This window comes from Actinomadura vinacea, assembly GCF_039532545.1.
In the GTDB taxonomy this organism is placed as follows: domain Bacteria; phylum Actinomycetota; class Actinomycetes; order Streptosporangiales; family Streptosporangiaceae; genus Spirillospora; species Spirillospora vinacea.
Map to the genome: position 1 here is coordinate 368608 of NZ_BAAARW010000012.1, position 14524 is coordinate 383131.

At 70.5% G+C, this 14524-nt stretch carries 16 protein-coding genes and 1 pseudogene; 10 read left to right on the forward strand and 7 right to left on the reverse strand.

Annotated elements, in window-relative coordinates:
* Nucleotides 1–328: 328 nt before the first annotated feature.
* The 3 genes and pseudogenes from ABD340_RS47975 to ABD340_RS17025 all read right to left on the reverse strand — a co-directional run.
* Nucleotides 329–640: pseudogene (locus tag ABD340_RS47975) on the reverse strand (WXG100 family type VII secretion target); the annotation flags it as partial.
* 7 nt (nucleotides 641–647) lie between these two features.
* A complete protein-coding gene (locus ABD340_RS17020) occupies nucleotides 648–983 on the reverse strand; it encodes a hypothetical protein (protein WP_344589942.1) in 336 nt (111 codons plus the stop codon).
* A 203-nt stretch (nucleotides 984–1186) separates the two neighbouring features.
* The gene (locus ABD340_RS17025) at nucleotides 1187–1912 is read right to left on the reverse strand and encodes a TetR/AcrR family transcriptional regulator (RefSeq protein WP_344589943.1); all 726 of its coding nucleotides are present in this window, start codon (nucleotides 1910–1912) and stop codon (nucleotides 1187–1189) included.
* 140 nt (nucleotides 1913–2052) lie between these two features.
* On the opposite strand from ABD340_RS17025, the gene ABD340_RS17030 reads away from it, so the two are divergent.
* Together ABD340_RS17030 and ABD340_RS17035 are read left to right on the forward strand one after the other, a co-directional pair.
* Nucleotides 2053–4197, forward strand: coding sequence for an MMPL family transporter (locus tag ABD340_RS17030; protein WP_344589944.1), 2145 nt, complete (start codon nucleotides 2053–2055; stop codon nucleotides 4195–4197).
* Between the two features lie 351 nt (nucleotides 4198–4548).
* Nucleotides 4549–5067: a hypothetical protein gene (locus tag ABD340_RS17035; RefSeq protein ID WP_344589945.1), complete on the forward strand. Its 519-nt coding sequence runs from the start codon at nucleotides 4549–4551 to the stop codon at nucleotides 5065–5067.
* Nucleotides 5068–5149: 82 nt separating this feature from the next.
* On the opposite strand, the gene ABD340_RS17040 is transcribed toward ABD340_RS17035, so the two are convergent.
* Nucleotides 5150–6211: an alpha/beta hydrolase family protein gene (locus tag ABD340_RS17040; protein WP_344589946.1), complete on the reverse strand. Its 1062-nt coding sequence runs from the start codon at nucleotides 6209–6211 to the stop codon at nucleotides 5150–5152.
* A 78-nt stretch (nucleotides 6212–6289) separates the two neighbouring features.
* On the opposite strand from ABD340_RS17040, the gene ABD340_RS17045 reads away from it, so the two are divergent.
* Nucleotides 6290–7198, forward strand: a complete 909-nt coding sequence (locus ABD340_RS17045) for a PaaX family transcriptional regulator C-terminal domain-containing protein (protein WP_344589947.1) — start codon at nucleotides 6290–6292, stop codon at nucleotides 7196–7198.
* 177 nt (nucleotides 7199–7375) lie between these two features.
* Here the strand turns inward: ABD340_RS17045 and ABD340_RS17050 are convergent, their stop codons facing one another.
* Genes ABD340_RS17050 through ku form a run of 3 tightly spaced genes read right to left on the reverse strand, consistent with a single transcriptional unit; the run spans nucleotide 7376 to nucleotide 9586 of the window.
* Nucleotides 7376–8122, reverse strand: coding sequence for a hypothetical protein (locus ABD340_RS17050; protein ID WP_344589948.1), 747 nt, complete (start codon nucleotides 8120–8122; stop codon nucleotides 7376–7378).
* Between the two features lie 50 nt (nucleotides 8123–8172).
* Nucleotides 8173–8709, reverse strand: coding sequence for a HEAT repeat domain-containing protein (locus ABD340_RS17055; RefSeq protein ID WP_344589949.1), 537 nt, complete (start codon nucleotides 8707–8709; stop codon nucleotides 8173–8175).
* Nucleotides 8710–8743: 34 nt separating this feature from the next.
* The gene (ku, locus tag ABD340_RS17060; RefSeq protein WP_344589950.1) at nucleotides 8744–9586 is read right to left on the reverse strand and encodes a non-homologous end joining protein Ku; all 843 of its coding nucleotides are present in this window, start codon (nucleotides 9584–9586) and stop codon (nucleotides 8744–8746) included.
* 115 nt (nucleotides 9587–9701) lie between these two features.
* Between ku and ligD (ABD340_RS17065) the strand changes: the two genes are divergently transcribed.
* From ligD (ABD340_RS17065) to ABD340_RS17095, 7 genes are all read left to right on the forward strand, one after another.
* Nucleotides 9702–10676, forward strand: coding sequence for a non-homologous end-joining DNA ligase (ligD, locus tag ABD340_RS17065; RefSeq protein WP_344589951.1), 975 nt, complete (start codon nucleotides 9702–9704; stop codon nucleotides 10674–10676).
* Nucleotides 10666–11568 carry a non-homologous end-joining DNA ligase gene (ligD, locus tag ABD340_RS17070; protein ID WP_344589952.1) on the forward strand — a complete coding sequence of 301 codons (903 nt, stop codon included), beginning with the start codon at nucleotides 10666–10668 and terminating at the stop codon, nucleotides 11566–11568. The genes ligD (ABD340_RS17065) and ligD (ABD340_RS17070) overlap by 11 nt, the downstream gene beginning before the upstream one ends.
* Before the next feature lie 89 nt (nucleotides 11569–11657).
* Nucleotides 11658–12683 (forward strand): FAD-dependent oxidoreductase, encoded by a 1026-nt coding sequence (locus ABD340_RS17075; RefSeq protein WP_344589953.1) that lies wholly within the window; start codon nucleotides 11658–11660, stop codon nucleotides 12681–12683.
* A complete protein-coding gene (locus ABD340_RS17080) occupies nucleotides 12670–13065 on the forward strand; it encodes a hypothetical protein (RefSeq protein ID WP_344589954.1) in 396 nt (131 codons plus the stop codon). Before ABD340_RS17075 ends, ABD340_RS17080 begins: the two co-directional genes overlap by 14 nt.
* Entirely contained in the window at nucleotides 13062–13283 is a 222-nt protein-coding gene (locus ABD340_RS17085; protein WP_344589955.1) for a hypothetical protein, read from the forward strand. The genes ABD340_RS17080 and ABD340_RS17085 overlap by 4 nt, the downstream gene beginning before the upstream one ends.
* A 161-nt stretch (nucleotides 13284–13444) precedes the next feature.
* On the forward strand, nucleotides 13445–14071 hold the full coding sequence (locus tag ABD340_RS17090) for a TetR/AcrR family transcriptional regulator (protein ID WP_344589956.1): 627 nt from the start codon (nucleotides 13445–13447) through the stop codon (nucleotides 14069–14071).
* A 145-nt stretch (nucleotides 14072–14216) separates the two neighbouring features.
* The gene (locus ABD340_RS17095; RefSeq protein ID WP_344589957.1) at nucleotides 14217–14456 is read left to right on the forward strand and encodes a DUF3107 domain-containing protein; all 240 of its coding nucleotides are present in this window, start codon (nucleotides 14217–14219) and stop codon (nucleotides 14454–14456) included.
* Nucleotides 14457–14524: the final 68 nt, after the last annotated feature.

Sequence of the window (14524 nt, forward strand, 5' to 3'; positions counted from 1 at the left end):
AACCGGCGCCGCTACTCCCCGGCCCTGCCGATGGCGGAAGCGCTGAGGCCGCAGGCGTGGAGAGAGGCATGCCTCCGGGCTGTCCAGCAGGTGAGCCTCCATGTTGAGAGCCAGATCCAAGAGACAAGTCGTTACGGGCTGACTCGCTTCCCTGCCCGATACCCGGAAGCGTGACGCTGAGTCCCTCGGGCACGGCTGCGTGTGTCTGCGTGATCCGAGTGTTGAGTCTGCCCATTAGCTTCTGGGCGTACTCGTCGTCCCGACCAGAGCGGACGAAGCCGTCTCCAGGCAAATGATTCTTGTACCAGGGCAGGACCTTCTCCCCGTACTGTTGCAGTGCCTTCCCGGTCTGTCCGCTCTTGTCTGCCAGTTCAGCGGCGGTGACTTTTAGCTTGGTCAACGCGGCCACGGCCTCGTTGGCGGCGGGGCCGCGCCAGCGTTCGGTGATGTAGGTGATCGCCTCACCGAGTTCCTGGTGGGCGGTTGAGAGCTTCGCGGCAGCTGCGTTGTACGCATGTCCTGCCGCGGCCACCTTCTCCGGGCTCGTCGAGTTCAGACGAGCACGGACCTGTTCCAGCTTGAGTCCGTCCACCGAACCGGTCGGCTGCGGTCCCCGCAGTGAATACGAATCGTTGCCCATGACCAGATCACCCCTCGTCGGTGCCGCTCATCACGTCGCGGACCCGCTTCGCCGTCAGTTCTTCGGCCTCGCCATAGGTGTCGGCGACCTTGAGGAGTGCCGAGATCGCGGCTCTGTACTCGTCCAGGAACTCCCGGTAGGAGCCTCCCAGGTAGCGGGCTGCCTGATCAGTGGTGATGGCCAGGGTTCGGCCGGCGTCCCAATCCCCCAGGTGCTGTGCCGTGATGGCCGCGCGTGCACGAAGATCATCGGGCGAACCTAGGCCTTCGAACGACTGGAGTGTGCGGTCAAGGTTCTTGGCTGCCTGCCGTAGCGCCGACCGGACGACCTCTACTTCGGACATTCCACCCCGTCCCAGCATGGAAACAGGGGAGCGAACCTCCCGCCCCCGCGCAGGTCATCCGCAGTTACAAACCCTTTGACCCGCGCGATGAGGGTAGTGGAGAGACTGATCAGCTGTCTAGGTTCTTGGCGACTTGGAGCGATATAACGGTTACAACCTGCGAATACGCGGGATGTCGCTGCGCCGGCCAGGGACTGTGATCATCAACTGGGGTCAGGTTTGCGGTACTTGAGGCCCAGGATGGGGGCTATTTCGGCCAGCATTAGTTCGAACATGGGCTCGGGGTTGTCCAGGGCGAACTCTAGGTGGCCGAATACTTCCAGGCTGACGGCTCCCTGGAGGCGGACCCAGCACTGCAGGAAGATCTGGACGACGCCCAGGGGCAGGTCGGTTGCGGGGACGGTGAAGTCTCGGTAGCGGCGCAACTGGCCGCGTAGGCGGGGGTCTATTTCGTCGTCGGAGGGGACGGGGAAAGGCGCTTTTCGCCACAGTTCCAGGAAGAGGGAAAGGAACACCCCGCCGAAGCGTTGGGCGCTTTCCTCGGCGAAGTCGGCTTCCTTGCGGTGGGCCAGGTCGGGGAGCGGGGAGCCGAAAAGCAGGGCGTATTCGCGGCGGTGCGCGAATGCCCAGAGGCGGAAGCTGCGGGCCACCGCCAGGAGTTTGCCGCTCATGTCGCCCTCGGGGACGGCGGACAGCCCTTTGTGCAGTTCGGCGGTGAGATCGGCGAAGATGTCGCCGACCACGTGCCGCAAAAGTTCGGCGTGGCTGTCGAAGTAGCGGTACAGGCCGGGGGCCGTCATGCCCATCTCGCGGGCGATCGCGCGCAGCGTGACCGCGTCCGGCCCCTCCTCGACCAGGATGCGCCGGGCCGTGTCGGTGATCTCCTGGACGGTGGCCGCGCGCTGCCGGTCCCGCCGTGACTCGCCCAAGCCGCCCTCCTCTGCCGCACTCCGGCTCCACATGATTCCGCATGAACGCCGTTGACTAAAGCTAACGATGCATGCAATGTTAACAGCGTTCGCAAGTAAACGGCGTTCACTGTAGTGACACTGTGTAGCGGGGAGTGTGGATGTTCGAGAGATGGGGGCGGTGGACCTACCGGCGGCGCCGGGCGGTCCTTGCGGTGGCGGCGCTGTTCGTGGCCGCCGCCGCGGTGTGGGGGACGGGGGTGTTCGGCGCGCTCAGCCCTGGTGGGGGCTTCGACACGCCGGGCAGTGATAGCGACAAGGCCGAGCGCGTCGCCGAGCGGGCACTGGGCCGGGACGCGGCAGACGTGGTGATCCTCTACCGGTCCACCGACGGGCGCCGGGTGGACGATCCTGGCTACCGGCGCGCTGTCGAGTCGGCGCTGCCGCGGGACAAGGTGGCCTCGGCCGTCACGTACTGGACGACTCGGTCGCCGCAGCTGGTCTCGCGGGATCGCACCTCCACCTATGCGGTGCTGCGCCTGGCTGGGGACGCGGAAGAGCGGCAGGACGGCTTCGCGGCGATCCGGGATGACCTGAACGAGGTCGGTGGCGGGCTGACCGCCCAGGTCGGCGGGGAGCTGGCCACCGAGGTGGCGATCAACGAGCGGGTGTCGTCCGACATCGGACGGGCCGAGGGGCTGGCGCTGCCGGTGCTGGTGGTGCTGCTGATCCTGATCTTCGGCGGGCTGGTGGCCGGCAGCCTGCCGCTGCTGGTGGGCGGGGTGGCGATCCTGGGGTCGTTCACGGCACTTCATTTGCTCACTTATGTGACGGATGTGTCGATCTTCGCGATCAACATCACCACCTTCCTGGGGCTGGGACTGGCGATCGACTACGGGCTGTTCATGGTCGGCCGGTTCCGGGAGGAGCTGCGCCGCGATCCGTCGACCGAGCGGGCGCTGGCCGCGACGATGGCGACCGCGGGCCGGACGGTCGCCGTTTCCGGGGTCACCGTGGCGGTGTCGCTGGCCGGGCTGCTGCTGTTCGATCAGCAGTTCCTGCTGTCGATGGGGTACGGCGGGATCGCGACGGTGTTCGTCTGCATGGTCGGCGCGCTGACCGTCCTGCCGGCGCTGCTGGGCGTGCTCGGGCATCGGGTGAACGCGCTGCCGGTGCGCAAGCGGGACGGCGGTTCCGGCGGCGGGTGGCTGCGGGTGGGCCGGAGCGTCATGCGGCGGCCGGTCGTCTACACAGTCGCCACGGTGGCGCTGCTGCTCGCGGTCGGCGCCCCGTTCCTGCGGATCAACTGGGGCGGTGTGGACGCCAAGGTGCTGCCCGCCGGGACCGAGTCGCGGATCGTGGCCGAGACGCTGGAGACGCAATTCCCGCGCAACGCGACCAGCCCGATCGTCGCCGTCGTGGACGGCACCGCCGACCAGGGCGCGGTCCGCGCGTACGTGGGGCGTTTGTCGGACATCCCCGGTGTGACCGGCGCCGCGCTGACCGGGGCGAAGGGCGAGACCACCCGGATCGCGCTGCGCTACGACGCCGATCCGAACTCCGACGCCGCCCGCGACCTGGTCGTCCGGGTGCGGGACGTGCCGCCGCCGCCGGGCGCCGAGGCCTACGTCGGTGGCGTCACGGCCGTGGTCGTGGACCAGCTCGACAGCATGGCCGGCACGCTGCCCTGGCTGGCGCTCACCGTCGGCGCGGCCACGTTCGTGCTGCTCTTCCTGGCCTTCGGCTCGGTGGTGCTGCCGATCAAGGCGGTGCTGATGAACCTGCTGTCGCTGTCGGCCACGTTCGGGGCGGTGGTGCTGATCTTCCAGGACGGCAACCTGGCGGGTTTGCTGGAGTTCACCGCGACCGGCTCGATCTCGCCCGCGATGCCGATCCTGATGCTGGCGATGCTGTTCGGGATCTCGATGGACTACGAGGTGTTCCTGCTGTCCCGGGTCCGCGAGCAGTACGACCTGACCGGCGACAACACCGCGGCGGTCGCGGCCGGGCTGCAGCGGACCGGCGGGATCATCACCAGCGCGGCGCTGCTGTTCGTGGTGGTGATCGGGGCGTTCGCCACCTCGGGGATCACCTTCATCAAGATGACCGGGGTGGGGATGGTGATCGCCATCGTGGTGGACGCGACGATCGTGCGGGCGCTGCTGGTCCCGGCGACCATGCGGCTGCTGGGACGGGCCAACTGGTGGGCGCCCGGCCCGCTGGCCCGGCTCTACCGGCGCTACGGGATCCGCGAGGGCGACGAGGCGCCCGTTCCCGAGCGCGAGCTGGAGCCGGCGGGCACCTAGGCCCTGCCGCGAGGCGGCCTCAGCGCTGCCTGGCCGGTGAGGCGATACCGGAGGCGAGCCTCACCGGGCAGATCGCGAAGCGATGTCGCGCTCGTACCAAGCAGGGCGCGAGCCGCCAGGCGAGCGCCCTGAGCCGGGGTTGAATAAGCACAGCGTAGGCCCGAGGGGAGAACGGGGGCGGAACGGCGGCCCCGGCGGCACAGACCAGGCCGCCGGGGCCGCCTGGTCTTGGATTGGTGAAATCTTGGCGATACGCCGTCCAGGCACGTTCGCGCGGCGGGCGTGCGGGGGGTGCCCGTCGGCATGATCGGCCCCGTCCTTCAACCGAACAGGGGGAAGATGATGCCGACAATGAGACGCGCGGCCGTCGTGTCCGTGGTGGCCGGGGCCGTGTTCGGCCTGCTCGCCACGCCGGCCGCGGCGTGCCCGCAGCACCGGGCCGGCGTGATCAAGGCGAAGGGACCGACGTACACCTACCACCGGGGCTACACCAGGGTGAAGGAGGTGGTCGCGGTCCGCAGCGCGCGCGGCAGGACGGTCGTCGACCTGTACGTGTCGGGGTTCCCGAGGTCCGCCGTCGGCAGGCGCTTCGGGGCGCACGTCCACCGCAACAAGTGCGGCCCCAGGCCCGTCCAGGCCGGCCGGGCCTACCAGCGTCAGGCCAGGCGGGGCACGCCGCTGCGCGCGAGGGAGATCTGGATGGACCTGCGGATCCGCCGTGACGGCCGCGGCCACGCGAGGGCGGTCGTGCCGTGGCGCATCCCCAGGGGGCACGCCAACTCGCTGGTCATCCACAGCAAGCCCACCATCTCGCGTTCGGCTGAGGCGGGTGCGCGCCTGTTCTGCACCACGGTTCCGTTCGGCCGCTGACCGGCCGGAGAGCGGCGGCGGGCGCCGGGCGTCCGCCGCCGCGCCAGGTCGTGCGACAGAACGCAAATCCGTAAGACACGCCCTAACGAACCTGCTGCAGGTAGCGACGCTGGTCGTCCAGGAATCCCTCGGCGAACAGGGAGCGAGGCGCAGCGACAGCGACCACGAGCATCTTCGGCTTCGAGTCCTCGATGCCCTTGCGGACCAGGGCATGGGCGGCGCCCGGGTAGTGCCTGATCTGCAGTTGCCCAGGAGTGCGCAACGCGCGCCGGTAACCGGCCTCGGTGTCGGCGACGTCGACGTTGCGGTCATGGCCTGCCAGGACCAGCAGGACCGGTACGCGCATCGCCGCCAGGTCCCGTGAGGCGTCGCTGGTGTAATTCTTGGTGATGAAGCCCCACCGGTCGGGGGTCAGGCCCCGAGGATCGCCGATCGCGGCTTTGTACTGCTCGAACGACGCATCCTGACGCAGCAGCTCCAGGGTCTTGTCCCGCCGTGCCAGCTCGGCCCGCACCTTGGCGGGCGAGGCGTTCTGCTCCTTCAGTTCGGCCAGCAGGTTGTAACGGCCCTGCTGCATCCAGTTCACCGCCGGGGACACCGCGATGGCGAACCGCAGCTCCGGAAGCCGCACGGCCACCTTGGGCAGGACCCAGCCCGCTTGGCTGGCCCCCCATAGCCCGATCCGGCGCGGGTCTATGGCCGGACGCCTCTTCGCCCAGGCGACCGCGGCGACGGTCTCGGCCGCGCGGTCTTCCATGGTCTGCTCCAGCCAATTTCCCGGGGCGCCGCCCACGCCGGGCTTGTTCCATGACAGCGAGGCGTACCCCGCCTTCGCGAAGCCCTCCCATATCGGCCGATAGAACGTCTTGTCCGTGGCATCGATCGGACCGTCCCCATGCACGAACACCACCAGCCCGTACGATCCCCGGCCGCTCTTGGGCCAGGCCAGCACGCCCTTCAGCGGCTGCCGGCCGCCCGTGATGGTCACCTGCTCCTCACGCAGGTCATAGGAGTTCTGGTGGATCACCCACCCGCAGACCGATACCGCCAGCACCACCAGCGCCAGCAGAGCCCCGAGCCCTCGCCGCACCCAGCGGCGCCGCGGAGCGGCGGCCCGCCCCGCCGAAGCGGAAGGTGAGACCATACGCAGCCCCTTTTTAGGTCGTTTCTGAAACGATCGTATTGATTACGACCGTACTATGATTGCACTAAGGAGGTGCGGATGACGTCCGGTCATGGCCACAGCGTGGAGATCCCCACGCGCACGCTGGTGGAAAGCCTGGTCCGCGAGGACCTGACGGTGGACGCCGGCGAGCTCTACGCGGTCGCCGGGGCTCTGGGGATGACCGACCAGCAGGTACGCCTGTGCATTCGGCGCCTTGTCGGCGACGGGCAGTTCGTCCAGGAAGGACGGGGACGCAAGGCGGTCCTGCGCGCCACCACCCAGATCCGCCACACGATCGAACCCGAGGTGGACTTCATTCGTCTGATGTACGCCCAGGACCGCGGGGACGCCCCCTGGGACGGCACCTGGCATCTAGTCGCCTTCGCCATCCCCGAAACCCTCCGCCCCGCACGCGATGCCCTGCGGGACGCACTCGTCCACCTCGGGGGTGCCCCTCTACAGGGAGGCCTCTACGTGGCCGCCAACCCCTGGGAAGACCTGGTGTCGGCCGCGACCGCACGCCTGGGTGCGAGCGAGTACATCACGTTTCTCACCAGCACCGACCTGAACGTCGCAGGCACCACCGACCCGGCGGCTCTGGCCGCCCGGCTCTGGCCGCTTGACGACCTTGCCGAAGGCCACCGGCGCCTGATCGCGGTGGCGCGCGACCGCCTGCACCGCCTCGATGACATGACGGTGCCGCAACGACCCGAGCCGCTGACAACCGCCATCGAACTGGCCGCCGAGTTCAGCCGCGCCATGGACCCCGACCCCTTGCTCCCGCCCGAACTGCTTCCCCAGCCATGGCCTGGGAAGCAAGCCCGCGACCTGGTCGCCCAATGCTGGGCGCTACTGCTGCAACGCCCAGCGACAGCCCCCGTCCCACGTCTCTTCCGGCGCTACGCCCAAGCCATCCAGGAAATCACCGGCTACCCCGTGACCTCGCAGAGAAAGCCCGACAGATGAACAAGCCCACCACCGCGCCCGGCCCCTGACGATCCCTGCTCCCCGGCGCGCCCGCCTGGAGGCCGAGGACCTCGCCATGAGGCGTCCAACTTGTTGGTCCCGGTGATCCCGCACTTGGTGACGGTGCGCCATCGCCGTCGCAAGGGCCGCCGGCTGCGGCTGGTACGCGCACACCAACTAGTCCGGACGGCCGGCCACGAAGTCCTGCAGCCTGTCGACGAACCTCTCCACGGGGGCACGGAGGCGCGTGTCGCGGACCTCGGCGCGCCTGCGCTTGCGGGAGCCTTCGGAGTAGCGGCGGTGGGCCCACGGTGATCGCGGACGGGCCAGGCGGACGGCTCCGATCAGCGCCAGCGGCCCGATGAACAGGCCGATCAGGCCGGTCCAGGTCTTGCCCTTCAGCAGCGCGATCAGCGACATGGCCAGGTTGACCAGCAGGCCCAGACCGACCTGCCAGGGCGCGCCCGGGACGCCCTCCTCGTTGACGGTGTCGTTCACGCCGAGCGGCCGCAGCCCGAGCAGGAGGAGGCCGGAGAGGGCGACGGCGATCATCACGACCTGCACCGAAAGCCGGCCCTCCTCGCTCCAGTAGACGTCGCTGAGGTGCAGGACGAGGGCGAACTCGTCCAGGACGAGGGCCGTCCCGACGCCGAAGAGCGCGGCGGTGCCCGCGGCCCAGCCGGAGGTGGCCTCGTCCACGACCAGGCCGCCGACGCCGCCGACGCACATGAGGACCATGCCGAAGACGACGTGGTGGATGTGCCGGCCGCCCGGCGTGACGTTCCCCGGCCACCAGCGCGCCTGGCGGCGGATCATGCGGACGCTGAACCGGATGAACAGGAACGCGGCGATGAAGGCGATCAGGAAGCAGAACATGCGGAGCCTGCCGGTCTCCACGATCTCCCTGACGAACCAGTTCTGCACCCGGGTGCGATTCCCGGTACGGGGGTGTGGAGACCATTCCCCCGGTGTTTTTACCTGCCTTTGGAGAGGCGGTCGCGCAGGTGGCGGGCCGTTTCCCGGACGGTCGGGTCGGGGTCGTCCGCGGCGGCCAGGATCCGCGGCAGGTCGTCGTCGGTGAGGACGTGGTCCAGGGCCCAGAAGGCGGTGGCGCGCAGCGCGGGGTCGGTCGCGTCGAGCAGTTCGAGGACGGCGGGACGCGCGCCCTCCGGATCCGCGCGGAGCAGGTCCTCGCAGATGATGGTCTGGAACCAGTCCTGGTCGTCGCCCAGGTCGCGGGCGGACGCGCGGAGCAGGGCGGGCAGCGCGCCGAGCCCGGCGATCCCGGCCAGCACCTCGCCGATCGCGTCCCGGCCGATGTCGTCCCCTGAGTCCACGCAGCGTTCGAGCTCGCGTTCCAGGTCGGGGACGAGCGTGCGGTCGGTGCTCCGGACGAGCATCCCGACCAGCCCGCGGATCCGTTCGAGATCGGTGTCGGGGTCGTCGCGCAGTGCCCACGGATCGTAGGCGGGGAGGAGGCCCAGCAGTTCCACTAACAGCGACCGCGTCATGCTCGCCGAGCGTACCGGCGAACGATCATGCGGCCTAGGCGGACTTGCGGCGGCGGGGCTTGGCCTCGGTCTTCTTCTTCGGGGCCGCCGGCTTCCTCCCGGCGCGCTCCTTCTTGGCCGCGTCGACGCTGGCGCGCAGCGCCGACAGCAGGTCGGCGGCGGGCTCCTCCTCGGCCTCCGCCTCGGGGCGGGTGACCTCGCGCCCTTCGATCTTGGCGTCGATCACCGCTTGCAGCGCCTCCCGGTAGGCGTCCTTGTACTCGGCCGGGTCGAAATCGCCCCGCATGCTCTCGATCAGGGAGGTGGCCATGCTGAGCTCCTGCTTGCGCAGCTCGATCTCCTCTGCCAGGAAGGGGAAGTCGGGCTCGCGCACCTCGTCCGGCCACAGCATGGTCTCCAGTACGAAGACGCCCTGCCGGACCCGCAGCGTGGCCAGCGACTCGCGCTGCCGCAGCGCGATTTTCACGATCGCGACCTGGTCGGAGCCTTCGAGCGCGTCGCGGAGCAGCACGTACGGTTTGGCGCCCTGCGCGTCGGGCTCCAGGTAGTAGGACTTGGCGAAGTAGATCGGGTCGACCTCCGCCTCTTCCACGAACTGCAGCACGTCGATGCGGCGGCTGGAGGAGAGCGGCAGTTCGGCGAAGTCGTCGTCGGTCAGCACGACCATCTCGCCGCCGGGCAGCTCGTAGCCCTTGGCGATGTCGGAGTAGGGGACCTCCTCGCCGTCCACGGTGCAGACCCGCTTGTATTTGATCCGGCCGCCGTCCTCGCGGTGCACCTGGTGGAAGGACACGTCCCGCTGCTCGGTCGCCGAGTAGACCTTCACCGGGATCGTGACCAGCCCGAACGAGATCGAGCCCTTCCAGATACTGCGCATGGTCCGTCCTTACCCCGAGGTCTGTGCCCATTAGCCTCGCAACCGGTGGTGATTTACGCCAGAACGCGCCCTTGATCCTTTTTTCTCCGAACGGAGGTACGGGTAAGACGCGGTTATGACCATGCCGTGGCCCGTACGCCCCATGATGGCCGCCACCGGAGAACTCCCCGACGACACCGGACGCTGGGCCCTGGAGCTCAAGTGGGACGGCGTCCGCGTGATCAGCTACGTCTCGGCCGACGGCGTGCGCGCCAGCGGGCGCCGCGTCACCGAACTGGCCGGCCGCTACCCCGAGCTGTCCGCGCTGGCCGATCTCCTCCCCAACCACGACGTGGTCCTGGACGGCGAGGTGGTGGCTTTCGAGGACGGCCGCCCCAGCTTCGAGCGGCTGCAGCGCCGGATGCACGTCGCCCGTCCCGACCCGCGGCTGATCCGCGAGGTGCCCGTCCGGTACGTGGTGTTCGACGTGCTGTTCCTGGACGGCCGGCTGCTCTACGACGTGCCCTACAGCGACCGCCGGGCGCTGCTGGCCGAGCTGGACCTGGGCGGGACCGGCCCGATCGAGGTGCCGCCGTACCTGGACGGCCGCGACACCGCGCAGGTCGCCGAGCTGCTGGACTTCACCAAGGAGCAGCGCCTGGAGGGGCTGCTGGTCAAGCGGCTGGACTCGGCGTACCGGCCGGGCCGCCGGGTGGACCACTGGATGAAGGTCAAGAACTTCCTCACCCGCGATGTGATCGTCTGCGGCTGGAAGCCCGGCCGGGGGCGGCGCGAGGGCGGTGTGGGGTCGCTGCTGCTCGGCGAGTACGACGCCAAGGGCCGGCTGTGCTTCATCGGCCACGTCGGCACCGGGTTCAGCGACCGGGTCCTGGACGAGCTGTACGAGACGCTGTGGCCGCTGCGCCGCGCGGCCGACCCGTTCGACGAGCCGATCCCGCGCGAGTTCGCCCGCGACGCGCAGTGGGTTGAGCCGCTCCTGGTCGGGGAGGTGGCCTACAGCGTGCGGACCAGGGACGGCCGGCTCCGCTTCCCCTCGTGGCGCGGTCTGCGCGACGACAAGGACCCACTCGAGGTGATCCGTGAGCCCTAGCAAGACCACCGTGCGGGTGGACGGGCGGGAGCTTGTCCTGTCCAACCTGGACAAGAACATGTATCCGGAGTTCACCAAGGGCGAGGTCATCGACTACTACGCGCGGGTGGCGCCGGTGCTGATCCCGCACCTGAGGGACCGCCCGGCGACGCGGATCCGCTGGCCCGACGGCGTGGACGGGCAGAAGTTCTTCGAGAAGAACGCGCCGTCGCACACCCCGGACTGGGTCCGCACAGTGAACGTCCCGACGCCGGGCAGTTCGTCCGGGCGCGACTCGCTCGACTTCGTGGTGGTGGACGACCTGCCCACGCTGGTGTGGTGCGCCAACCTCGCCGCCCTGGAACTGCACGTCCCGCAGTGGCGCGTGGGGCCGCGCGGGGGGATCCGCAGCCCGGACCTGATGGTGTTCGACCTGGACCCGGGCGCGCCGGCGACGATCGTGGAGGCGTGCGGGGTGGCCCGGCTGCTGCGCGACCTGCTGGCCGGGGACGGGCTGGAGTCGTATCCGAAGACCAGCGGGAAGAAGGGCCTGCACCTCTACGTCCCGATCGACGAGAGCGAGCGGACGTCGGAGTACGCGAAGAAGGTCGCCGAGCGGCTCGCGGCCGACCATCCCGGGCTGGTGGTCTCCAGGATGGAGAAGCGGCTGCGCAGGGGGAAGGTCTTCGTCGACTGGAGCCAGAACAACCCCGCCAAGACCACCGTCGCGCCCTACTCGCTGCGGGCCGCCGAGGGCCCATCGGTCTCCGCCCCGGTCGCCTGGGACGAGCTGGAGGACTGCGACGACGCCGCCGCGCTGAGGTTCTCCCCCGAAGAGGCGCTCGATCGGATCGACGACCTCGGCGATCTGCTGGAACCGCTGCTGCGCGAGCACGGGCAGTCCCTCCCGTAAACGGATTCGTGTTCGAACCAGCACTCTCCGGGATCGACTTTCGTCACTATGAGTGACATGGTTGCAGCGGAGCGGAAGGGTGGGGACAGGTGTCGCAGAACCATCACTACGACGTTGTGGTGCTGGGCGGGGGGACCGCGGGGGAACTGGTGGCGCTGGAACTGGCGCGGGCCGGGCGCGGGGTGGCGCTCGTTGAGCGGCGGCCCGCCGGCGAGGAGTCACCGTGCTTCGCGAGCGTGCCTGCCAAGTCGCTGCTGCTGTCCGCGCGCCGCGGGGAGAGTTGGGAGCTGGCCGTCGTCCGCCGCGACGAGGCCGTCCGGCACAGCGCGGACCGGCGTGCCGGGGCGCGGCCGGTGGAGGCGGGCGTGACCGTGCTGCGCGGGCACGGCCGGGTCGTGGGCCCGGGCGTGATCGAGGTGGACGGGACCGGATACGGCTTCACCGAACTGGTCGTCGCCACGGGCGGCGAGCCGGTCGTCCCGGCCGTCGAGGGACTGCCGGACGTGCCGGCCTGGACCGGCGACGAGGCGCTCGCCGTCGCCGACCTGCCGCGCCGCCTGGTGGTGCTGGGCGGCGAGCCGGCCGGGTGCGAGACGGCGCAGGTGTACGCGGCGTTCGGCGCGCGGGTCGCGGTGGTGGAGCCGGCCGGCCGGCTGCTGCCCGCCGAGGCCCCGTTCACGGGCCAGGTCCTCGCCGACGCGCTCCGCCGGGCGGGCGTCGACCTGCGGCTCGGCGCCGAGGCGGGCAAGGCCGAGCGGGTGGGCGGCGCGGGGGTGCGGTTGTGGCTGCCGGACGGCGGCATGCTGGAGGCCGACCGGGTGCTGGTCGCGTCCGGGCGGCGGCCCCGGGTCGAGGGCCTCGGCCTGGAGACGCTCGGGATCGCGGTGCGTCCCGGCCAGGGCCTGCCGGTGGACGAGACCTGCCGCGTCGTGCGCGACGAGCCCGTCAGGCACGAAGGCTCCGGCGGGAAGGCGTGGGACGGCGAAGTCTGGGCGGCCGGCGAAGTCTGGGCGGCCGGCGACGTGACCGGGATCGGCCGCACCGCGCACGCCGCCCGCTACCAGGCGCGCGTCGTCGTCGCGAACATGCTGGGCGCGCGGCGTGAGGCCGACTAACAGCGCGATCCCGCGCGTGGTGCTGACCTCGCCCGCCGTCTACTCGGTCGGCCTGTCCCCCAATCGGGCCGCGGAGCTGGGCATAGACCTCCTCACCTCCGGGTACGACCTCGCCGCCACGGCCCGTGCGGCGGTCCGCGCCGACGACCGGGGACGTGTGGAGCTTTACGCCGACCGCTCCCGCGGCCTGCTCATCGGCGCGGCCGCCGCCGGCCCCTACGCGGAGGAGTGGATGAGCGAGATCGCGCTGGCGGTCCGCGCGCGCACGCCGCTGAGCCTGCTCACCGACGTCGTGCACGCCTTCCCCAGCCACGGCGAGTCGCTCGAGGCGCCGCTGCGGGAGCTGGCCGCGGCCGTCCGTCCAGGGGAGAGTGCGAGATGAGCGAGATGAACGAAGTGGAGCCCGTGCCCGCGGCCGACGAGCCGGCCGACGAGCTGAGCCCGGACGCGCCCGAGGCCGACGCGGCCGAGCAGCGGTTCGCGCTGCGTGACGATGACGACCGCCCCGAGTGGCCGCAGCCGGTACCCTTCGACGCGGACGAGGCCGACGCGGCCGAGCAGCGCCGGGTGGTCGAGCTCGATGAGGACGACTACCGCTGAGGCCCGGCGAGGGGCCCGCGGCCGGCCGCGCGGACCAGGTCCGGCCGGGCGGCCCTCTGTTACGGGTGACCCTCGAGGTTACCGGCGCGTAGGATGATGGGATTGGTTCCCAGCGGCGGGTCCCCCGTTCCGTCGCATCGATTCGGTGATCGGAGAGTGTGGTGACCGCGACCCCGGACGCCCGCCCTCGTGGCACGCGACTGCCGCGACTGGCACGCCGCAGGCAACTGCTCGGCGCGGCCCAGGAGGTGTTCGTCGCCCAGGGCTATCACGCCGCGGCGATGGACGAGATCGCCGAGCGGGCAGGTGTCAGCAAGCCGGTGCTCTACCAGCACTTCCCGGGCAAGCTCGAGCTCTATCTGGCACTGCTGGACGAGCACGCCGAGGCCCTGGTGAAGATCGTCCGGGAGGCGCTGGAGTCCACCACCGACAACAAGCTCCGCGTGCAGGCCTGCATGCAGGCCTTCTACGACTTCGTGGCCGGCGAGGGCGAGGCGTACCGCCTGGTCTTCGAGTCCGACCTGCGCAACGTGGCCCCGGTCCGGGCCCGGGTGGAGCGCGCCAACCAGCAGTGCGCCGAGATGATCGCCCGCGTGATCGCCGAGGACACCGACGCGCCCAGCGACGAGGCGCACCTGCTCGGCATGGGCCTGGTGGGCATGGCCGAGGTCAGCGCCCGGTACTGGCTGTCCCAGCACCGGGCCATTCCCAAGGACACCGCGGAGAAGATCATCGCCCGGCTGGCCTGGCGCGGGATCTCCGGCTTCCCGATGACCCCGTCCGGCTGACCCCGGACCGGCTGACCGAACCGCCCGGCCACGCGGCGTTCACTCGGGGCGAAGCGTCCCGGGGGCGGTTCGCTCCGCGCGCGTGTCACCATCGGAGCAGGACGTCCCGCCGGAGTGGCGGGACGGGTGAGCACAGGGAGATCGCGTGCAGGTTCGCATCGGCGTCCAGTTCGTGCCCAAGGAGCTCGTGGTCGAGACCGCGCAGTCCGCAGACGAGGTGCAGACGGCGCTGGCCGACGCGCTGGCCGAGGACAGGGGCGTCCTGGTGCTCCGGGACGAGCGCGGCGGCCGGGTGGTGATCCCCGCCGACCGGGTGGGCTACCTGGAGATCGCCGAGGAGGAGCGGCAGACGGTGGGCTTCGGCGGCGGCAGCCAGTACGCCTGACCCCGCATCGGCCCGGATAAGACCGCCCTGACCTGGCCGTTCTCCTGCGGCGAGCGTTTACGACGTTT